17 protein-coding genes are annotated in these 20,149 nt (G+C 57.4%); 16 read left to right on the top strand and 1 reads right to left on the bottom strand.

The window, feature by feature from the left end; genetic code table 11:
* The first annotated feature begins 1 nt into the window (after position 1).
* The 11 genes from J2X15_RS18765 to J2X15_RS18715 all read left to right on the top strand — a co-directional run bounded on the left by J2X15_RS18765 (position 2) and on the right by J2X15_RS18715 (position 13,334).
* Positions 2 to 931, top strand: coding sequence for a YncE family protein (locus J2X15_RS18765; protein WP_310345814.1), 930 nt, complete (start codon positions 2 to 4; stop codon positions 929 to 931).
* Positions 931 to 2,463 (top strand): sugar ABC transporter ATP-binding protein, encoded by a 1,533-nt coding sequence (locus tag J2X15_RS18760; protein ID WP_310345811.1) that lies wholly within the window; start codon positions 931 to 933, stop codon positions 2,461 to 2,463. The genes J2X15_RS18765 and J2X15_RS18760 overlap by 1 nt, the downstream gene beginning before the upstream one ends.
* On the top strand, positions 2,460 to 3,560 hold the full coding sequence (locus J2X15_RS18755) for an ABC transporter permease (protein WP_310345808.1): 1,101 nt from the start codon (positions 2,460 to 2,462) through the stop codon (positions 3,558 to 3,560). The genes J2X15_RS18760 and J2X15_RS18755 overlap by 4 nt, the downstream gene beginning before the upstream one ends.
* A gap of 46 nt (positions 3,561 to 3,606) precedes the next feature.
* The gene (locus J2X15_RS18750; RefSeq protein WP_310345806.1) at positions 3,607 to 4,716 is read left to right on the top strand and encodes an ABC transporter substrate-binding protein; all 1,110 of its coding nucleotides are present in this window, start codon (positions 3,607 to 3,609) and stop codon (positions 4,714 to 4,716) included.
* Positions 4,717 to 4,777: 61 nt separating this feature from the next.
* On the top strand, positions 4,778 to 5,812 hold the full coding sequence (locus tag J2X15_RS18745; protein ID WP_310345804.1) for a 4-hydroxythreonine-4-phosphate dehydrogenase PdxA: 1,035 nt from the start codon (positions 4,778 to 4,780) through the stop codon (positions 5,810 to 5,812).
* Positions 5,813 to 5,850: 38 nt separating this feature from the next.
* Positions 5,851 to 7,047: an L-rhamnonate dehydratase gene (locus tag J2X15_RS18740; RefSeq protein WP_310345802.1), complete on the top strand. Its 1,197-nt coding sequence runs from the start codon at positions 5,851 to 5,853 to the stop codon at positions 7,045 to 7,047.
* Between the two features lie 4 nt (positions 7,048 to 7,051).
* The gene (locus tag J2X15_RS18735; protein WP_310345800.1) at positions 7,052 to 8,083 is read left to right on the top strand and encodes a c-type cytochrome; all 1,032 of its coding nucleotides are present in this window, start codon (positions 7,052 to 7,054) and stop codon (positions 8,081 to 8,083) included.
* On the top strand, positions 8,070 to 9,020 hold the full coding sequence (locus tag J2X15_RS18730; RefSeq protein WP_310345796.1) for a dihydrodipicolinate synthase family protein: 951 nt from the start codon (positions 8,070 to 8,072) through the stop codon (positions 9,018 to 9,020). The genes J2X15_RS18735 and J2X15_RS18730 overlap by 14 nt, the downstream gene beginning before the upstream one ends.
* Before the next feature lie 40 nt (positions 9,021 to 9,060).
* Complete coding sequence (locus tag J2X15_RS18725; protein ID WP_310345794.1) at positions 9,061 to 10,497, top strand: aldehyde dehydrogenase family protein; 1,437 nt, start codon at positions 9,061 to 9,063, stop codon at positions 10,495 to 10,497.
* A 68-nt stretch (positions 10,498 to 10,565) separates the two neighbouring features.
* Entirely contained in the window at positions 10,566 to 12,110 is a 1,545-nt protein-coding gene (locus J2X15_RS18720; protein ID WP_310345792.1) for a methyl-accepting chemotaxis protein, read from the top strand.
* A gap of 54 nt (positions 12,111 to 12,164) precedes the next feature.
* Complete coding sequence (locus J2X15_RS18715) at positions 12,165 to 13,334, top strand: substrate-binding domain-containing protein (protein ID WP_310345790.1); 1,170 nt, start codon at positions 12,165 to 12,167, stop codon at positions 13,332 to 13,334.
* Between the two features lie 20 nt (positions 13,335 to 13,354).
* Here J2X15_RS18715 and J2X15_RS18710 read toward each other — a convergent pair whose 3' ends face one another.
* Positions 13,355 to 14,038, bottom strand: a complete 684-nt coding sequence (locus J2X15_RS18710; protein WP_310345789.1) for a GntR family transcriptional regulator — start codon at positions 14,036 to 14,038, stop codon at positions 13,355 to 13,357.
* 139 nt (positions 14,039 to 14,177) lie between these two features.
* Between J2X15_RS18710 and scpA the strand changes: the two genes are divergently transcribed.
* The 5 genes from scpA to J2X15_RS18685 are packed head-to-tail and all read left to right on the top strand — an operon-like array spanning position 14,178 to position 20,140.
* The gene (gene scpA, locus J2X15_RS18705) at positions 14,178 to 16,349 is read left to right on the top strand and encodes a methylmalonyl-CoA mutase (RefSeq protein ID WP_310345786.1); all 2,172 of its coding nucleotides are present in this window, start codon (positions 14,178 to 14,180) and stop codon (positions 16,347 to 16,349) included.
* Complete coding sequence (gene meaB, locus J2X15_RS18700) at positions 16,346 to 17,371, top strand: methylmalonyl Co-A mutase-associated GTPase MeaB (RefSeq protein ID WP_310345785.1); 1,026 nt, start codon at positions 16,346 to 16,348, stop codon at positions 17,369 to 17,371. The genes scpA and meaB overlap by 4 nt, the downstream gene beginning before the upstream one ends.
* Positions 17,372 to 17,407: 36 nt before the next feature.
* Positions 17,408 to 18,940, top strand: coding sequence for an acyl-CoA carboxylase subunit beta (locus tag J2X15_RS18695; protein ID WP_310345782.1), 1,533 nt, complete (start codon positions 17,408 to 17,410; stop codon positions 18,938 to 18,940).
* 11 nt (positions 18,941 to 18,951) lie between these two features.
* Entirely contained in the window at positions 18,952 to 19,857 is a 906-nt protein-coding gene (locus tag J2X15_RS18690) for an alpha/beta fold hydrolase (protein ID WP_310345778.1), read from the top strand.
* Entirely contained in the window at positions 19,850 to 20,140 is a 291-nt protein-coding gene (locus J2X15_RS18685; protein ID WP_310345776.1) for a helix-hairpin-helix domain-containing protein, read from the top strand. The genes J2X15_RS18690 and J2X15_RS18685 overlap by 8 nt, the downstream gene beginning before the upstream one ends.
* Positions 20,141 to 20,149: the final 9 nt, after the last annotated feature.

Raw genomic sequence — 20,149 nt, 5'->3', positions numbered from 1 at the left:
TATGGCCCGAGATACCTTGTTGTTGGTCGAAAAATGTTCGCACTGCTTTAGTTGGTACGACATTGCCAGTGGAGAACGACTGCGGTCTGTGCAACTCCCCAATTTTCCGCACGAATTTGTCACTGATCGTGCCGAGCGCTATGCCTATGTGGGCCACTATGGCGTTGAGACATCCGGTCATGTTGGCGAAGGAGGCCATTCCCTTCTCCAAATTGATATTCGTTCGTCTGAACTGGTACGGTCTATAGACCTGTCGCCCTTCAATCGCATTCATGGATTGCAGATGGATCAGCAAGACAGGCTGTATGCATTGAGTGAAGAGAAATCCACGCTGCTGGTATTGGAGCAGCCAGCTACAGATACGGCCGCGCGTAGAGCGGTACCCTCTGGTGGCATCAAGAGTCATCTTTTTGCGCTCACGCAGGACGGCCAAACGGCGTTCTGTATGAACTTGCTCAGCCACACGGTAACGAAGGTCAAACCTTGGGACCCTCTGTTTGCACCGGTAGCCTGCCATCCAGGGCAAAAGCCGGAAGGCTACTGCCTCAGTGCCGATGAGACGACACTGTTTGTGAGCAATCGCTGGAGCAACACGCTTAGTGCTATCGATACGGACACCATGGCGGTTCGCTACTCGGCAGCTTCGCGCGAGGACGTGACTCGCATCTACAGATCGGCAGATGGACGTCTCTTTACCAGCAATTACGGTGATCGAAGCATTTCGGTTGTTGACCCGCAGACGTTGAAAGAGACGGCGTATCTGAAGCTCGACGGAAGGGCCATTGCCCTAACGTTCCATCCCTTCCAGCCACTGGCCTTTATTTCCCTTGACTCTGATCGCGTGGCTGTTCTGGACATCAACAGCCTGAAGATTTTGCGGTTTATTGCAACGCAGAAGGAGCCTGACGTCTCAAAGGTTGTGGTGCTGTGATGACCAAGATTTTGGAGTTTCAAGCGCTGAATAAGCGATTTGGTGGCACTCAAGCTGTCAGCAATATCACCTTTGATGTATGCGGGGGGGAAATCCTGGCTTTGTTAGGTGAGAACGGGGCAGGAAAATCCACATTGATTAAATTGCTGGCCGGTATCTACCCTTCAGACAGCGGTGAGATTCTGTTTGACGGACGGCCTCAGTCCCGCTGGAGAAGCAACGATCGATCCAAGCAACCAGTCGCTTTTATTCACCAGGACCTGGGGTTGGTGGAATGGATGACCGTGACGGAGAACGTGGCCCTGGGAATGGGCTACGCCAAGAGATTCGGTTTGATTGACTGGAAAGCAGCTGACGCGCGGGCACGACGTGTGATGCAGCGTGTTGGATGCAACATTGATCCTAGTCGTCGTATTTTTTCGCTTACCCGTGCCGAGAAGTCGTTGTTGGCCATTGGCCGAGCGCTTGAGGTGCAGGCCAAGGTTCTTGTGCTGGATGAACCATCGGCCAGTTTGCCCATGTCGGATGTGGAGCGGCTCTTCGGTGTATTGCGAGAGCTGCGTCAGCAGGGTATGGCCATGATCTACGTGTCCCACCGCCTGGACGAGGTGATGGCAATCTCGGACCGCGCCGCTGTGATGCGAGACGGCAAGTTAGTTGACATCAAAGAAACGGCCAAAACGGATACCAACGAGCTGGTTCAGCTGATTGTTGGAAAGTCGTTGTCCAAGTCTGTACGCAAGGCCCAATCCGATGGCACCGGAACTGCAATTCTCGAAATGGAGAATGCGGCCAGCGGCAATGCGGGACCATTGAACTTTTGCATACGCAAGGGTGAGGTTGTCGGCTTGATCGGCTTGCGTGGAGCGGGGCACGAAGCCATCAGTCGCGCAATTTTCGGACGCGAACCTCTCTCTGCCGGAAAAATGAAGTTGTCCGGCGAGCAAGTGACTTTTCAGACCAGCGCTGATGCCATTGCGGCAGGTGTTGCGTATGTTGCAAGTGAGCGTCTCGACGAGAACCTGGCCCCAGCCATGAGCGTGTTGGAGAACCTCTTTCCCAATCCAACGCTCACCGGAGAGAGGGGGTTGGCATTTGACCGACGCAAGCGCGAGGCGGCCAACGCCATGCGCCTCATCAAACTTTTTGATGTGAACCCGCCTGCACCTATGGCAGAGGCGCAGCAGCTCTCTGGCGGCAACCAGCAAAAGGTGGTTCTGGCCCGGTGGTTCAACCTGGACAAGGACCTGGTTGTCCTGGAAGAACCCACTGCCGGGGTGGACGTTGGTGCAAAGCGCCAGATCTACGAAATCCTTAGGGAGCATGCCGATAGGGGTACTGCTATTGCAGTGGTGTCGACCGACTTTGAAGAAGTCGCCACGGTGTGCACGCGTGTGCTGGTATTCAGAAACGGGTTGATCGCCGCAGAACTTAAAGGCGACTCCATCACGGTGGAGAGCTTGTTGACCCTGGCGGCCGGTGGATCTGCGAAAAGTGAGCAAGAGATTACAGAAATGGAGACAGAAAAATGACAACCTCAATCCAATCCACGGCGTTGGAGCCGGATCACTCTTTGGACGGTGATGCCGCTACTTTGGTGCAGCGATTCACGCGTGCAATGCCTGTCTATGGGCTGGTCGTTCTGACCGTCCTTTTGGCGGCAATGTTTTCGGTGATGTTGCCTGATACGTTTCCTACGCTCTTCAATCTGCGCGCCATTCTGGCGGACAAGTCCGTCATTGCAATCTTGGCCTTGGCCGCGACGATTCCCATGATCACCGGGAAGATCGATCTCACCGTCGGCTACGGAATTGTGCTGTGGCACATCCTGGCCATTAGTCTGCAGACCAAATTTGGCATTCCCTGGCCCGTTGCCGTGGTGATTGTTGTTGTGTGTGCTGGACTGTTTGGCGTGCTGAACGGGTTGCTTGTGGAGATGGCCCAGATTGATTCCTTCATTGCAACACTAGGTACTGGAACGGTGGTCTACGCGGTAGCGATGTGGCACAGCGGTGGCCGCCAGGTGGTGGGTGAGTTGCCCGAAGGCTTTGTCGACATTGCCGGTGGCAATTTCTTGGGTTTGCCCATCGGTGCCTTCTATGTGTTGGTTGTAAGTATCGTCATATGGCTGATCACCGAGTTCACCCCACTGGGACGGGCGTTGTATGTCATCGGTGCGAATCCCAAGGCAGCACAGCTCAATGGCATTGCAGTGCGCAAGCACGTCATGGGAGCGTTTGTTGCGTCGGGTGCACTTTCTGGTTTTGCAGGCGTATTGCTGGCATCCCGGTTGCAGATTGGACAAGCAAGTGTAGGACTGGAGTTTTTGCTTCCCGCCTTGGTTGGTGCGTTCTTGGGCTCCACCACGATTCGTCCTGGCCGGGTCAATGTATGGGGAACCCTGGTAGGGGTTGCCATCCTGGCCATTGGTATCTCCGGTATTCAGCAGTTTGGCGGTGCATTCTTTGTTGAGCCTTTGTTCAACGGCTTGACATTGCTAGTGTCAATTGGCATTGCCGGTTGGGCACAGCAGCGCCGAAACCAATCCATCAAACGGCGTATTGCAGAGCGCCAACTCAATGACGCGGTTCCTGCCGCGGTCCCCGGTTCCCCCTCCACCGCTGGGTAAGCGGTATTCATCTTCCCTTGAAACAAAGACTATTTTGGAGACAACAATGAAAAGACTCAATGTTCGCCTTGGAGCGATAGCGGTTGCACTGACTGCTGCCAGTTTCGCCAGCCACGTCATGGCTGACGATTTCCTGGATGCCGCCAAGAAAAAAGTCGAAGTGGCGACCATGTCCAAGAGTGTGTGGGATGGCCCAACATCAGGCCCCAAGGCTTCCGTTGGCAAGACCATTGTTTTCGTCGCCGCAGACTTGAAGAATGGCGGCATCCTGGGTGTTTCCAAAGGTGTTGAAGAGGCCGCCGCGGCCATTGGTTGGAGTGTTCGCGTACTTGATGGGCAAGGTTCCGTTAGTGCGCGCACAGCGGCCCTTAATCAGGCGCTCGCCTTGAAGCCAGCTGGCATTGTGGTCGGTGGCTTTGACACCACAGAGCAAAAAGTAGCGTTTGAAAACGCGTCCAAAGCAGGCATCCCGCTGGTGGGATGGCATTCTGGAGAAAAGCCTGGCCCGAATGCGACTGCCGGTTTGTTTACGAATGTGACAACTACGGCAGACGATGTGTCTGAAGTCGCGGCACTGTCTGCGGTGGCGGACTCTGGTGGTAAGGCTGGTGTGGTGATCTTCACCGACTCGCAGTACGCCATTGCGGTCTACAAAGCCCGTGCCATGGAAGCCGTTATCAAGAAGTGTGGTGGGTGCACAGTTCTGAGCTTCGAGGACAGCCCCATTGCTGAAAGCTCTACTCGCATGCCGCAATTGACCACCTCATTGCTGCAGCGTTTTGGAGACAAGTGGACACACTCCTTGGCCATCAACGATTTGTACTTTGACTTCATGGGCAGCTCCCTGGCTGCAGCGGGCAAAAAGGGTGATGGCGCGCCCAAGGCCGTCTCTGCAGGTGATGGCTCTGAAGCCGCCTACCAGCGTATTCGCAGCAAACGTTATCAAGCCGGCACGGTGCCAGAGCCGCTCAACATGCAAGGCTGGCAGATTGTGGATGAGTTGAACCGCGCCTTTAACAAGGTGAACTGGTCTGGCTACATCCCCAAAGTGCACTTGGTGACTGCTGACAACGTCAGCAAAGACGGTGGACCCAAAAACTTGTTCGATCCAGACAACGGCTATCGCAACGAGTACAAAAAAATCTGGGCGAAGTAACCCGGGCGGGCTGCAACGCGCATGGTTGCAGCCCCACTTTTCAACTCACAAGAAGACTGATATGACAGAAACCGCTCTCAAACCCGTAGTCGCCGTGACACTGGGGGATCCCGCTGGCATTGGCCCTGAACTGGTGGCCAAGCTGCTTTCACGTGCAGACTTAATGCGCTTGGCCAACGTCGTATTGGTAGGTGACCGGTGGCTGTGGGAAGAGGGACAGGCAATAGCTTGTGTCAAGGTTCAAACCGCGCCAGTGGGCGACTTCGCCGAAGTACGTGATCGAACCATGCTGTCTACCCCGGCATTTTTGGAGATGGACACAGTGCATGCATCTCAGGTGACTAGGTCCCAGCCTGGAGCCGCAGCTGGCGCCTCGGTGTTGTCTGTGCTGGACCGCTGCATGGATGCGACCTTGGCGGGCCATATCGATGCGATCACATTCGCGCCGCTTAACAAGCACTCCATGAAACTTGGGGGGCTCAAACATGAGGATGAGCTGCATCACTTTGCACAACATCTAGGCGTTAAGAGCTACTTCTGCGAATTCAACACGCTGAACGGTTTGTGGACTTCACGAATCTCTTCGCATGTCCCACTCAAGGACGTTCCCCAATACTTGGACAAGCAGCGCATTATTGATGCTGCAACGCTGATCTATAAATCCTTACAACGCAACGGCAATGACTCTCCTCGTGTTGCAGTCGCCGGATTCAACCCCCACAACGGTGATGGCGGGACATGCGGTCGGGAAGAGATTGACATCATTGTTCCGGCTGTAGCCGCGCTCGCGAACATGGGCATCCCTGTTCAAGGCCCATTTCCTGCTGACACCATCTTCCTCAAAGCGCGCGATGGAGAGCTCGACGCGATCGTGACGATGTACCACGACCAGGGCCAAATTGCCATCAAGTTAATGGGCTTCTCCCAGGGCGTAACGGTTCAAGGTGGTCTCCCTATACCCATTACGACTCCTGCACACGGTACTGCTTTCGACATTTCCGGCAGGGGTAAAGCCAGCGTAGACGCCACGGCGAATGCTTTCAAGATCGCCTGTCGTATGGGCCTGGCCCGTTTGCAAGAGCAAGTCGCAGCCTAAAGCGTTCCAAATCATTTCATCTTTCAATCAGGGTTCTCATGAAAATCAAATCTGTTCGCGCACGCGTTTATGAATGGAAGGGCAAGACCGTTCCTCCTCAAGGAAATTTCTGTTCCAACGCCATGGATCTGGTGTACGACAACAAGGCCAACCAGCATGCGGCGGGTGCCGACACCATGAACACATTCCGCTTTCACTGCTGGACGGTTGTGGAAGTGGAAACGGACGACGGCATTGTGGGTTTGGGCAACGTGGCTTTGGCGCCCCGCATCGCCAAGGCCATCATCGACGAATACCTCACCCCACTCGTTTTAGGCCAGGATCCATGGGACTACGAGTACCTGAACCAACGCATGTACCGCGCGACGCAGGCTTGGGGGCGCAAAGGTGTGGGGATGGCGGCTATTTCTGCCATCGATATCGCCATTTGGGACATCCTGGGTAAATCCGTAGGCAAGCCCGTTTTCAAGTTGTTGGGAGGCCGTACCAAGGAAAAAATTCCTTGTTACTACAGCAAGCTGTACCGCACCGATTTGAAGGAAATGCAAGCTGAAGCGCAGAAGTTCAAAGACCAGGGCTTCAAGGCGTTCAAGATGCGTTTTGGCTATGGTCCCGCCCATGGTCAATTGGGCGTAGTTGAAAACCTGAAGTCAGTGGAGGCGGTCCGCGAAGTCATTGGGTATGACAACGACCTGATGCTGGAATGCTATATGGGTTGGAATGTGGAATATGCCAAGCGAATTCTGCCCAAACTGGAGAAGTACCAGCCGCGCTGGCTGGAAGAGCCTGTCATTGCGGACGACATTGATGGGTATGCTGAACTGAACCAGCTCACCAGCATTCCGATTTCCGGCGGTGAGCACGAGTTCAGCCTGTACGGATTCAAGCAGTTGCTGGATCGCAAAGCGGTTTCCGTCGTGCAATACGACACGAACCGGGTAGGTGGCATCACGATGGCGCACAAGATCAATGCGCTATGCGAAGCCTACAGCGTACCGGTCATCCCACACGCTGGGCAAATGCACAACTACCACCTCACGATGAGCAGTTTGAACTGCCCGATCAGCGAGTACTTCCCAATCTTTGATGTTGAGGTCGGCAACGAGCTGTTCTATTACATCTTTGATGGAGATCCTGCGGCGGAGAACGGATTCCTGCAACTGGATGACAACAAGCCCGGACTCGGCTTGTCGCTGAAGACCGAGTATCTGGAACACTTCACCATTACGGAGTAGCACGATGAGCAAAGCATTGTTGTGTCTGTGCGCCTTGCTGCTGGCGGTGGGTGTCTCCCACGCAAACGACGTTTCCCCCTACAAGGTCGGTGACGCCTTGTCTACCGAAGACGCACAGGCCATGCTGAGCAGATATGCCAGTCGCCCGCTGCAGCCCTGGCGCGAGCCTGATCCGGCCAAAATTCCGGCAGGCCCGGAGGGCGATGCGATACGCGAAGGTATAGACCTGATGCTGCATACGTCGCAGCGTGTGGGCAACCGCTCGCCTGACGAAAACAAACGCCTGAACTGGAACAGCCTGAACTGCGTCAATTGCCACCAGGCCGGACCGTCCGGGCTACCTGGGACTAAAAAGTTTGCACTGGCACTCGTGAACGCCGTGAACGATTACCCGCGATTCGACACCAAATCTGGAAAAATCATTTCGCTGGAGCAACGTGCACTGGGCATGTTCGGTTCCGCACCGGTGAAGATGACGGTAGACAAGCCAGAGTTCCAGGCCATCATGGCCTACTTGCGATGGTTGAACTCAGAGGCACAACCGGAGCGTGCCATGGTGGGTGTGGGTTTGTTGCCCATGAAGCCGATTGGGCGAGCCGCGGACCCGGTACGTGGAAAAGTGCTTTACGCAAGCAAGTGCCAGAGTTGTCATGGTGCCGATGCCACTGGACAACGCAAACCCGATTTTGATACCGGTGGCGGTTATCTGTTTCCCCCACTGGCTGGGAGCGACACCTATGACAACGCAGGGCATATGTTTGCCATCCCACTGTTTGCACGGTACATACGTGCGTCCATGCCTTTTGGAACACAGGCCGACAGGCCGCAGCTGACCCCTGCACAAGCACTTGATATTGCGGCATACATCAACGATGACAGCACCCTGCGTGGTCAGAATCCCAACCGCATAAAGCTGTACACCGATGCGGCTTTGCGCCCACAAGGTTTCGCGATTCCCGAGCATTTCGTAGACCAGCCCAAGGCGTACCAGCGCGCCAAATTTGGCCCGTTCAAGAACGTCAATGAAAACTATTGAGGCGCAGATGATTTCTCCTTCCTCGCCTCGCTACCGAGGTGTATACCCTGTCGTCCCTACCACCTTCACCGAGTCCGGAGAACTGGACCTGGAAAGTCAAAAACGATGCGTTGATTTCATGATCGATGCGGGGTCAACCGGACTCTGTATTTTGGCCAATTTCTCAGAGCAGTTTGTACTGTCAGATTCCGAAAGAGAAGTGCTGACATCCACTATCTTGGAGCATGTCAAGGGACGCATCCCTGTCATCGTAACAACCACGCACTTTGGTACGCAGGTTTGTGCTCAGCGCAGCAAGCGTGCCCAAGACGCCGGTGCTGCCATGGTGATGGTGATGCCGCCGTACCACGGCGCCACGATCCGTGTTCCAGAAGAACAGATCTATGAGTTCTATGCACGTCTTTCCGACGCCATTGACATTCCCATCATGATCCAGGACGCCCCTGTGAGTGGTACCCCCTTGTCTGCGGCGTTCTTGGCGCGCATGGCCCGAGAGATTGAAAACGTTGCCTATTTCAAGATTGAGACTCCAGGCGCTGCATCCAAGTTGCGTGAGTTGATTCGACTGGGTGGGGCGGCAATTGAAGGGCCGTGGGATGGAGAGGAGGCAATCACGCTTCTGCCTGATCTGCATGCAGGCGCCACAGGGGCCATGACGGGCGGTGCATTTCCAGATGGCATTCGCCAGATCATGGATGCTTGGACGGCTGGCGATGTTGATGCCGCTACGCAGGCGTACCAGCATTGGCTCCCTCTCATTAACTATGAAAACCGCCAGGGGGGCATTCTCACGGCCAAAGCCTTGATGAAAGCGGGGGGCGTCATCGCTTCCGATGCCCCGCGCCATCCATTTCCGTCCATGCACCCGGAGGTCCGCCGTGGGCTTCTGGACACGGCCAAGCGCTTGGATCCTCTGGTGCTGCGCTGGACCCGATAAATCAGAACACCACCGAGACAACTACACAGTGATGAGCTCCATGACTATCTTTAAAAACTATATCAATGGTGAATGGGTTGCGGGAAGCACGACAAGCCAGAATCTCAACCCCAGCAATTTGTCCGATCTGATCGGAGAGTTCACCCAAGGGGATGCAGAGGATGTGAATATTGCGGTCGCCGCAGCCCTTGCCGCTTTCCCTGCGTGGAGCCATGGCGGTATCCAGGCCCGCTCAGATGCGCTCGACAAAATCGGTAGTGAGATTTTGGCTCGCAAGGAAGAGTTGGGGACACTGCTTGCGCGCGAAGAGGGAAAGACGAAGCCAGAAGGTATTGGAGAAGTGACTAGGGCGGGGCACATCTTCAAATTCTTTGCCGGGGAGTGTCTTCGTTTGGCTGGCGAGACGCTCCCCTCGGTTCGACCCCATATAGGTGTTGAAATCACGAGAGAGCCTGTTGGAGTTGTCGGGCTGATCACACCCTGGAACTTTCCTATTGCTATCCCCGCGTGGAAGGTGGCTCCGGCATTGGCGTTTGGCAACTGCGTGGTCTTGAAACCAGCAGACCAAGTGCCAGGCTGCGCTTGGGCACTGGCTGAGATCATTTCCCGCGCCGGATTGCCTGCTGGAGTCTTCAATTTGGTGATGGGGCCGGGCCGGATCATTGGCGACGCATTGGTCAATCATCCCGGTGTGTCGGCCATCAGCTTTACAGGCTCTGTGGGTGTGGGGAGTCGTATTGCGCAGACTTGTGCACAGAAGCTCAAAAAAGTGCAGCTGGAGATGGGTGGCAAGAACCCCCAAGTCATTTTGGACGATGCGGATCTGACGCAAGCAGTGGAACTTAGCGTTCAGAGCAGCTTTTATTCGACCGGGCAGAGATGCACTGCGTCCAGCCGATTGATTGTTACTGAAAAGATTTATCCCAGTTTCATTGAGGCGATGCAGAAGCGAATGGAACGGATCAAAGTCGGTGATGCTTGCGAGATCGGTACCGATATCGGTCCCGTTGTGTCGCAGGCACAGCTGGACCAGGATCTCGCCTACATCGACATCGGCAAGTCAGAGGGGGCAAGGCTGGTGCTGGGTGGAGAACGCCTCCAAAGGTCGACAGAGGGGTATTTTCTGGCACCCGCACTCTTTGCCGAGAGTACCAATTCCATGCGGATTAATCGTGAAGAAATCTTTGGCCCCGTGGCCAGCGTCATCCGTGTGAAGGATTACGAAGAAGCCTTGGCTGTTTCCAATGACACCCCATTCGGCTTGTCGGCAGGCATAGCGACCACATCGCTCAAGCACGCAACCCACTTCAAACGCCACGTACAGGCCGGCATGGTCATGGTGAATTTGCCCACAGCGGGTGTGGATTACCACGTGCCATTTGGCGGACGAAAGGGAAGTAGTTACGGCCCCCGAGAGCAAGGTGCCTACGCCCGTGAGTTCTACACCACGGTGAAGACATCCTATGTTCTGGCCTAGTTGTTGGCTCAGGGCATGAATACCTGACGTAGTCGAATCCACATGTAAAAGGGATTGGAACCATGCATATGTCCATTGCCAAGAGACTTACCCTTGCGTTCGGCACGGTTCTGTTTTTCTTCTTTTCCTTTGCAGTAGTCACTGCCTACGAAATATCGGAGGTATCCAAAGCCTCAGCCCGCCTTTTGAAGACCAACTCATTGACCCAAAAACTGGGTGCTCTGGAGAAGGAGATTCGGCAAAACTCCGTGCGCTCCATTGCCATTGGGTTTTCGGATGGCAGCACAGTCTTGGGGTTATTCCAAAAGGATCTGGCCAGTTCGGCACAGAGGATCAATGAGCATCTGAACGCCATCACCGCCGAAGGAATCTCGGTGGATCTGGCCCCTGAGTTCAAGGCACACCAGACGCTCATCGATGGTTGGGGAAATTTACAACAAGAGATGCTCAAGCTCCGTTCGGAGGGAGATGTAGGGGCCGCAAGAGAAATGTTGCAGAGCCAGTTCCTGGAGGTCGTGAATCAGTTGAATCTCAAGTCGCAGCGACTCATTGATATGCAGGCGGAGGAGGCACGACAGGCCCACGACGGTTTGAACCAGGGTTTTAAACGTCTGTACCTGTCAGGGGGAGTGATTCTTCTCCTTGGCTTATTGGTTTCGCTGTTTACCAGTGTCCGTGTAGCGAAGTATGTGGTCCGTGGGCTCTTGCAAGTCAAGCATTGTGTCAGTCGAATTGGCACGGGTGATTTGACCTCGAAGGTGGCGTTTGGTGGCCATGACGAGGTGGCTGAAATTTTGCAAGAAGTCGGCTTGATGCAGGAGAAGCTGATCGAAATTGTGACGGCGGTGCAAACGGGCGCAGGACACGTGGCATTGGCATCTGCTGAAATTGCACAAGGCAATCTGAGCTTGTCCAACCGCACAGAGAGTCAGGCCGCGGCCGTCGAAGAGGCGACGTCTTCGATTGAAGATCTCAAGGTCACTGTTTCGAGCAACGTCAAGAGCTCAGTGGAAGCCACTGTGTTGGCCAAGCAGGCAAACCAGCAAGCCGAAATTGGACGCGCCATCGCCAACCAAATGGTCAAAACGATGGCGAGCATTGATGAGTCTTCGAAGAAGATCTCCGATATCACGGGGTTGATTGATTCCATCGCGTTTCAAACCAATATATTGGCCCTCAATGCAGCTGTGGAAGCCGCCCGGGCAGGAGAGAACGGGCGTGGGTTTGCGGTTGTGGCCTCAGAGGTGCGATCTCTGGCTGGCAAGAGTGCTGATGCTGCCAAGGGCATACGTGTACTGATCGACGACAGTACTTCACGGGTCAATTCAGGCAATGCGCAAATTGCGAAGGTGGGCGAGGCCGTCCAGCTTATTTCCCAATCCATTGATTCTCTCGACGCGCTGATCTCAGAGATCCATGCGGGCGGAGCCAGCCAGAACAGGGATGTGAATCAAGTATGGGATTCCATCAAGTTTATGGAAACTTTCACCCAGGAGAACGCGGCGCTTGTGGAAGAAATGGCATCTGCTGCTGCAAGTACCGGCAAACAAGCGGCGGACCTCTTACAAGTCGCCAATGTCTTTCGGTTGTCCCGGCTGGCACTTACTGCGTAAAGGCCTCGCCTTCAGGTCTGATTTTTCCTCGTAGCGAGGGCTTTACTGATTCTTATGAAATCGCCTGCAAAAAAAATTCTATTGTTGGGATGGGCTTCCTTGATCTTTGGCATTTCGGGGCCGTATGTCTGTGCGCAGACAGCATCTGCTTTTCCAAAGGCTGAAGCTTCCTCCAATGCAGCGTCAACCAACATTGGCGTTTTCCGAGATCAGTACACCCGGCATGTTGAACGGCGCGTTCTAGGGGCGCTGGCGCGAAAGAAGATGTGGGACGGTCCGACTGCGGGACCCCTCGCCAATCAGGGTAAGACGGTGGTCTACATTGCCGCTGATCTGCGCAATGGGGGAGTGTCGGGGGTCGCTAATGGGGTGAATGAAGCATGCCTGGTGATTGGGTGGCGTTGCCAGGTTTGGGATGGTCAGGGATCCCTTGAAGTGAGAACCCTGGCGTTTCAGAAGGCGTTGAAGGCCAATGTGGATGGCGTCGTTTTGGGTGGTTTTGACGCAAATGAACAGTCCATTGCGTTGAAAGAAGCCAACAGAAAAAAAATCCCAGTGGTGGGTTGGCATTCCAGCGGTACGGCGGCCGGTGCGTCGGAGCTTTTTTACAACGTAGCGACGAATTCCCAAGACGTTGCTGAAGCAACCGCTTTGTATGCAGTTTTAGAGTCCAGGGGCAACGCGGGCATTGTCATCATGACGGATTCAACGTATTCCATTGCACTTGCAAAGTCGGATGCTATGGCTCGCATTGTGAAGAACTGTCGCGGTTGTACGTTGCTGGGTATTGAGAACATACCCATGGCCAACGCAGCGCAGCTGATGCCATCGCTGACGGCAGGATTTATGCAGAAATATGGGGCGCAATGGACCCATACGCTCGCGATCAATGATGTCTATTTTGATTTTATGAAACCAACGCTTGAAGCGGCGGGCTTCCAACCCATGAATCTGTCAGCGGGCGATGGCTCTACCACTGCATATGAGCGAATCCGCAAATACCAGTTCCAGGCCGGCACCGTGCCAGAGCCACTGAATTTGCATGGTTGGCAAATTGTGGATGAGCTCAATCGCGCAATGTCCGGGACCGTCCCGAGTGGATACAACACTCCGGTGCATTTGGTAACCCCGCAGACGATTCTGTTCGATGGGGGGCAAAACAATAATTTTGATCCTGACAACGGATATCGAACTGAATATAAGAAAATTTGGTTCAGGCGGTAGCGGGCGCATTAGCCCTAACGCTATTCCGCCGCCTCCAACCCATTCGCAAAATGCTCTCGCACACGCTGCACGGTTAGCGCGGCATTGCGCGCAGCCAGCGCCTCCATGATGGCGCGGTGTTCGGCCAGTGACTCTTCAATGCGCCCGGTCTTGAGCAGGGAGTTGTGGCGGTTCAGCTTCATCACCTTGCGCAGGTCGGCCACCATTTGATCGCGCCAGCGGTTGTTGGCGATCTGCAGCAGGCGCATGTGGAACTGCTCGTTCACCGCGAAGAACTGGTCGGTATTGGCCTTGCCGGCTTTCGTCGCGGGGGTGGCGGCGGTCTCGAGCGCCTTGTGCAGGGCTTGCAGCTCTTTCAGCTCTGCATCCGTGGCCTTGGTGGCCACCACGCCAGCCGCGTCGCTCTCCAGCAGGCTGAGCAGGTGGTACACATCGGCCAGGTCTTGCTGCGACACCTCGGTCACATAAGCACCGCGGCGCACCTTCATGGTCACCAGGCCTTCGGTGGCCAGTACCTTGAGCGCCTCGCGCAGCGGCGTGCGGCTGATGCCAAATTCTTCAGCAATCTTCAGTTCGTCAATCCAGCTGCCGGGTTCCAGCTCGCGCTTGAAGATGCGCTGGCGCAGCAGCTCGGCCACTTCCTCATACAGAGGGCGGGGGGCCAGCGAGACGGCGGGGCGGGTTTCAGGCATCAGGGTGGGCATGGGGTTGAATTGTAAGCTGACATCAATATTCTGAATCAATAATTATAAATAATGTAAACTCGCTTCCACCCAAACGCTGCCGGGATTACCCTCCCGGTTCCACCTTGGGGGAGCCCATGAACGACCCGCGGACCACGCCATGACTGACCAGAACCCTGAATTCAAAACCGCCACGCTGGACGCCTGGGCCAAAGCGGCCGCCAAGTCTGCGCCCGGTGGCAATGTGGATGCGCTGAACTGGATCACGCCCGACGGCATCGCGGTCAAGCCCTTGTATACGGCGGCAGACACGGCGGATTTGAAGCACGCCGACACGCTGCCCGGGTTTGAGCCCTACCTGCGCGGCCCGCAGGCCACAATGTACGCCGTGCGCCCCTGGACGATTCGCCAGTACGCGGGCTTCTCCACCGCCGAAGAATCCAATGCGTTCTACCGCAAGGCGCTGGCCGCAGGCGGGCAGGGCGTATCGGTGGCGTTCGATCTGGCCACGCACCGCGGCTATGACTCCGACCACCCGCGTGTGACGGGTGATGTGGGTAAGGCCGGTGTGGCGATTGATTCGGTCGAGGACATGAAGATCCTGTTCGACCAGATTCCGCTGGACAAGGTATCGGTCTCGATGACGATGAACGGCGCGGTGTTGCCGGTGTTGGCGGGCTATGTGGTGGCGGCTGAAGAGCAGGGCGTGTCGCAAGACCAGCTCTCGGGAACGATTCAGAACGACATTCTGAAAGAGTTCATGGTGCGCAACACCTACATCTACCCGCCCGCGCCCAGCATGCGCATCATCGGCGACATCATTGGCTACACGGCCAAGAACATGCCCAAGTTCAACTCGATCAGCATCTCCGGTTACCACATGCAGGAGGCGGGCGCGAACCAGGCCCTCGAATTGGCCTTTACGCTGGCCGACGGCAAGGAGTATGTGAAGACCGCCATTGCCACCGGGCTGGACGTGGACGACTTTGCCGGGCGCCTGAGTTTCTTCTGGGCGATTGGCATGAACTTCTATTTAGAGGTTGCCAAGATGCGCGCGGCGCGGTTGCTGTGGTGCCGCATCATGAAGGGCTTTGACGCCAAGAACCCCAAGAGCCTGATGCTGCGCACGCACTGCCAGACCAGCGGCTGGAGCCTGACCGAGCAGGACCCGTACAACAACGTGGTGCGCACGACGATTGAGGCGATGGCCGCGGTGTTTGGCGGCACGCAGAGCCTGCACACTAACGCACTGGACGAAGCCATTGCGCTGCCCACCGAGTTCTCCAGCCGCATTGCGCGCAACACCCAGCTCATCATTCAGGAAGAGACCCACATCACCAATGTGATCGACCCCTGGGCGGGCAGCTACATGATGGAAAAGCTGACGCAAGACATGGCCGACGCCGCGTGGACCATCATCGAAGAAGTGGAAGCCATGGGCGGCATGACCAAGGCGGTAGACAGCGGCTGGGCCAAGCTGAAGATCGAAGCCGCCGCCGCCGACAAGCAGGCGCGCATCGACAGCGGGCAGGACGTGATTGTGGGCGTCAACAAGTACAAGCTGAAAAGCGAAGACGTGGTCGAAGCGCGCGACATTGACAACGTGGCGGTGCGCGAGTCGCAAGTGGCCCGCCTCAAGGAAATTCGATCAAAACGCGATGCAGCCCGCGTAGACGCTGCGCTGGCTGCTATCACTTCTGCAGCGGAATCTGGCACGGGTAACCTGCTGGACCTGAGCATCCAGGCGATGCGCCTGCGCGCCACGGTGGGCGAGGTGAGTGACGCGCTGGAGAAGGCCTTTGGCCGCCACCGTGCCGATACCAACAAGGTCAGCGGCGTGTACGCTGCGGCTTACGACAGCGCCAATGGAGACACCATGGAGTACTGGAACACGCTGAAAGCCGACATCGCCAGCTTTGCCGAGAAGCAGGGCCGCCGCCCGCGCGTGATGATCAGCAAGCTGGGCCAGGACGGCCACGACCGCGGCGCCAAGGTGGTGGCCACGGCGTTTGCCGACCTGGGTTTTGATGTGGACATGGGCCCGCTGTTCCAGACCCCCGAAGAATGCGCCCGCCAGGCGATTGAAAACGACGTGCACGCGGTTGGCGTGTCCACCCTGGCCGCCGGCCACAAAACCCTGGTGCCCGCCATCATTGCCGAGCTGAAAAAGCAGGGCGCCGACGACATCATCGTCTTCGTCGGCGGCGTGATCCCGCGGCAAGACTATGACTTTTTGTACGCCGCAGGCGTCAAGGGCATCTACGGCCCGGGCACGCCAATCCCGGTGTCTGCGGGTGACGTTCTCAGCCAGATTGAAAAGGCCCTCGGGTGACCCCTGAATCGGTTCAGGTCGGATTGCTGGGGGGCGAGTCCCTCACGCAACGCCGTGCCATTGCCAAAGCCATCACGCTGCTAGAGTCCACGCGGGCGGACCACCGCGCGCAGGGCGATGTACTGCTGACTGCGCTCTTGCCGCACACCGGCAAGTCACTGCGCCTGGGCATCAGCGGCGTGCCAGGCGTGGGCAAATCCACCTTCATCGAAGCGCTGGGCCTGTACCTGATAGACCAAGGCCACCGCGTGGCGGTGCTCACTATCGACCCGTCTTCCAGCGTCTCCGGCGGCTCCATCCTGGGGGACAAGACGCGCATGGAAAAGCTTTCCATGCACGAGAAAGCGTTTATCCGCCCCAGCCCAAGCAGCGGCACACTGGGTGGCGTGGCCGAGAAGACGCGTGAGGCCATGCTGGTCTGCGAGGCTGCGGGCTACGACATCGTGATTGTGGAAACCGTGGGCGTGGGCCAGAGCGAGACGGCGGTGCAGGGCATGACGGACATGTTTGTGCTGATGCAGCTGCCCAATGCGGGCGATGATTTGCAGGCGATCAAGAAGGGCGTGATGGAGCTTGCGGATCTGGTGGTGATCAACAAGGCGGACATTGACGCCGATGCGGCCACACGCGCGCAGGCCATGATCACCTCCAGCCTGCGGCTGTTGGGCATGCATGGCAACCCGAACGATCCCCACAGCGACAAGCATTGGCAGCCGAAAGTGATGTCGCTCAGTGCCTTGCATGGCACGGGTGTGGACGCCTTCTGGGCCGCGGTGAGCGAATTCAAGACCCTGCAAACGGCCAATGGATTTTTTAACACCCGCCGCCAGAACCAGTCCCTGGCCTGGATGTGGGAGCGCATTGACGCGGGGCTCAAGCATGCGTTCAAGCACAACCCGGCGGTGCGCGAAGCCTTGCCCCGGCTGACAGCGGCAGTGCAGGCAGGAGAGCTGGCAGCCAGCACTGCAGCGCGAAATCTGCTCTCAGCCCTTGAATTCATTGCGCCAGCAGCTCCTAAATAGATAGCAAACACCAGTTTCAGACGAGAAGGATTTTTCATGCAAGCCATTCTTGAACAACTCGAAGCCAAGCGCGAACTCGCGCGCCAGGGCGGCGGCGAAAAGCGCATCGCCGCCCAGCACAAAAAAGGCAAGCTCACTGCGCGCGAGCGGCTGGAGATCCTGCTGGACGAAGGCACGTTTGAAGAGTGGGACATGTTTGTCGAGCACCGCTGTGTGGACTTCGGCATGCAGGACCAGAAGATTCCCGGCGACGGCGTGGTCACCGGCTACGGCATGATCAATGGCCGCCTGGTGTTTGTGTTCAGCCAGGATTTCACGGTGTTTGGCGGCGCGTTGAGCGAGGCGCACGCCGAGAAGATCTGCAAGGTGATGGACCAGGCGATGAAGGTCGGTGCGCCGGTGATTGGCCTGAACGATTCGGGCGGCGCGCGCATTCAGGAGGGTGTGGCGTCCCTGGGTGGCTATGCCGATGTGTTCCAGCGCAATGTGATGGCCAGCGGCGTGATTCCTCAGATCAGCATGATCATGGGGCCAAGTGCTGGCGGCGCGGTGTATTCGCCAGCGATGACGGACTTCATCTTTATGGTGAAAGACTCCAGCTACATGTTCGTCACCGGCCCCGAGGTGGTGAAGACGGTGACGCACGAAGAAGTGACGGCCGAAGAGCTGGGCGGCGCGATCACCCACACCACCAAGAGTGGCGTGGCCGACTTGGCGTTTGAGAATGACGTGGAGGCGCTGCTGATGCTGCGCCGCCTCTACAACTACCTGCCGCTGAACAACCGCGAGAAAGCCCCGGTGCGCAAGAGCGGCGACCCGCTCGACCGCATGGACGCGAGCCTGGACACCCTGGTGCCCGAGAACGCCAACAAGGCCTATGACATGAAGGAGCTGATCGTCAAAACCGTGGACGATGGCGACTTCTTTGAGCTGCAGCCCGAGTACGCCAAGAACATCCTGATCGGCTTTGCCCGCATGGACGGCCAGACGGTGGGCATCGTCGCCAACCAGCCGTTGGTGCTGGCCGGCTGCCTGGACATCAAGAGTTCCATCAAGGCCGCGCGCTTTGTGCGCTTCTGCGATGCGTTCAATATCCCGGTGATCACCTTTGTTGACGTGCCCGGCTTCATGCCCGGTACATCGCAAGAGTACGGCGGCATCATCAAGCACGGCGCCAAGCTGCTCTATGCCTATGCCGAGTGCACCGTGCCCAAGATCACGGTCATCACGCGCAAGGCCTACGGCGGTGCGTACGACGTGATGGCGTCCAAGCACCTGCGGGGCGACGTGAACTTCGCCTGGCCCAACGCTGAGATCGCCGTGATGGGCGCCAAGGGCGCAGTGGAAATCATCTTCCGCGAAGACAAGGGCGACCCCGCCAAGCTGGCCGCCAAAGAGGCCGAATACAAGGCCCGCTTTGCCAACCCGTTTGTGGCCGGCGCCCGTGGCTTTATCGACGACGTGATCCTGCCGCACGAAACCCGCAAGCGCATCTGCCGCAGCCTGGTGATGCTCAAGGACAAGAAGCTGGAAAACCCGTGGCGCAAGCACGGAAACATCCCGCTCTGAGGCGCCAAAGCATGGCGAACTGGAGTGCCTGGTTGGACGCACGGCTGAGCGCCGGTGCGGTGCAGCGTGCGCGCCTGGCGCCGCCCGCAGGCTTGCCCGTGCGCTGGGTGGACACCACGCAAGCGGCCATCCGCGTGTTCGACTCGGGGGGCGACAAGCCCTGCCTCGTGCTGTCGCCCGACGGGCCCAATGTGATCGAGCACTACGCAGCGGTGATTGCGTTACTGACGCAGCACTACCGCGTGCTGTGTTTCGACATGCCGGGCTTTGGCTTCTCGGCGCCCGGAAGCACTTACGACCATAGCCTGCAGCGCGGCGCCAAAGCCATGTTGGAGTTGATGGACCAGCTGGGTGTGGCCAAGGCCACGCTGGCGCTGAGCTGTGCCAACGGTTTCTACGCCATCCGCGTGGCGCAGATGGCGCCACAGCGCGTGGAGCGGCTGGTGCTGTCGCAAACGCCGTCGCTTGCGGCCATGCACCGCTGGACCGATCGCGTGGTGCCCAAGGTGCTGAAGCTGCCGCTGCTGGGGCAACTGCTGAGCCGTGTGTTCCGCCAGAAGATGGCCACGGCCTGGTACCGCATTGCACTGCCCAAGACGACGAATGCAGAGCCATTCCGCAGCGTGTCGCACCGTGCGCTGCGCTGTGGTGGCTGCTTCAGCCTGGCCGGTGTGGTGCAGGGCCTGCTGCGTGAACCCGGGGACGCTGCGCGCCTGCATGGTGTGCCGTGCACTGTGCTGTGGGGCACGCAAGACCGCTCTCACAAGTTCACGGAACCCCGCGCCATCCTGCACGATGTGCCGCACGCGCAAGTGGTGGTGTTGGACAACTGCGGTCACTTCCCTGATCTGGAAGACCCGCAGCGCTTTGTGCAGGCGCTGCTGCAAGGTCCGCTGGAGGTTGCCCGCCATGCCTAAAACCACCGACGCATCGCAAGCCCGCGTGCTGACCGACATCCCCAACATTGGTAAATCCATTGCCGCAGACCTGCGCGGCCTGGGCGTGCACACGCCGGCCGATGTGGCCGCGATGGACCCGATCGCGACGTACGAGGCGCTGCGCACGCCCATGGGGGCGCGGCATGACCCCTGCGTTCTCGACACCTTTCTGGCCGCTAAAGACTTTATGAATGGCGGCCCAGCCCTTCCCTGGTGGCACTTCACGCCGCTGCGCAAAGCACAAAAACTGATTCCCGAATAGGAGACTGCG

This window comes from Rhodoferax saidenbachensis (assembly GCF_031457975.1).
GTDB classification, from domain to species: Bacteria; Pseudomonadota; Gammaproteobacteria; order Burkholderiales; family Burkholderiaceae_C; genus Allorhodoferax; species Allorhodoferax saidenbachensis_A.
Note: the sequence above shows the minus strand (reverse complement) of the source record. Positions and strands in the feature narration are given on the sequence as shown.

What these genes read in the sequence shown, in the direction of transcription:
- J2X15_RS18715 (WP_310345790.1), top strand. Translation starts at nt 12,165, where the DNA reads ATGAAATCGCCTGCAAAAAAAATTCTATTGTTGGGATGGGCTTCCTTG.
- J2X15_RS18735 (WP_310345800.1), top strand. Translation starts at nt 7,052, where the DNA reads ATGAGCAAAGCATTGTTGTGTCTGTGCGCCTTGCTGCTGGCGGTGGGT.
- J2X15_RS18695 (WP_310345782.1), top strand. Translation starts at nt 17,408, where the DNA reads ATGCAAGCCATTCTTGAACAACTCGAAGCCAAGCGCGAACTCGCGCGC.
- J2X15_RS18765 (WP_310345814.1), top strand. Translation starts at nt 2, where the DNA reads ATGGCCCGAGATACCTTGTTGTTGGTCGAAAAATGTTCGCACTGCTTT.
- scpA (WP_310345786.1), top strand. Translation starts at nt 14,178, where the DNA reads ATGACTGACCAGAACCCTGAATTCAAAACCGCCACGCTGGACGCCTGG.
- J2X15_RS18730 (WP_310345796.1), top strand. Translation starts at nt 8,070, where the DNA reads ATGAAAACTATTGAGGCGCAGATGATTTCTCCTTCCTCGCCTCGCTAC.
- J2X15_RS18745 (WP_310345804.1), top strand. Translation starts at nt 4,778, where the DNA reads ATGACAGAAACCGCTCTCAAACCCGTAGTCGCCGTGACACTGGGGGAT.
- J2X15_RS18690 (WP_310345778.1), top strand. Translation starts at nt 18,952, where the DNA reads ATGGCGAACTGGAGTGCCTGGTTGGACGCACGGCTGAGCGCCGGTGCG.
- J2X15_RS18760 (WP_310345811.1), top strand. Translation starts at nt 931, where the DNA reads ATGACCAAGATTTTGGAGTTTCAAGCGCTGAATAAGCGATTTGGTGGC.
- J2X15_RS18710 (WP_310345789.1), bottom strand. Translation starts at nt 14,038, where the DNA reads ATGCCCACCCTGATGCCTGAAACCCGCCCCGCCGTCTCGCTGGCCCCC.
- J2X15_RS18685 (WP_310345776.1), top strand. Translation starts at nt 19,850, where the DNA reads ATGCCTAAAACCACCGACGCATCGCAAGCCCGCGTGCTGACCGACATC.
- J2X15_RS18725 (WP_310345794.1), top strand. Translation starts at nt 9,061, where the DNA reads ATGACTATCTTTAAAAACTATATCAATGGTGAATGGGTTGCGGGAAGC.
- J2X15_RS18720 (WP_310345792.1), top strand. Translation starts at nt 10,566, where the DNA reads ATGTCCATTGCCAAGAGACTTACCCTTGCGTTCGGCACGGTTCTGTTT.
- J2X15_RS18750 (WP_310345806.1), top strand. Translation starts at nt 3,607, where the DNA reads ATGAAAAGACTCAATGTTCGCCTTGGAGCGATAGCGGTTGCACTGACT.
- J2X15_RS18755 (WP_310345808.1), top strand. Translation starts at nt 2,460, where the DNA reads ATGACAACCTCAATCCAATCCACGGCGTTGGAGCCGGATCACTCTTTG.
- J2X15_RS18740 (WP_310345802.1), top strand. Translation starts at nt 5,851, where the DNA reads ATGAAAATCAAATCTGTTCGCGCACGCGTTTATGAATGGAAGGGCAAG.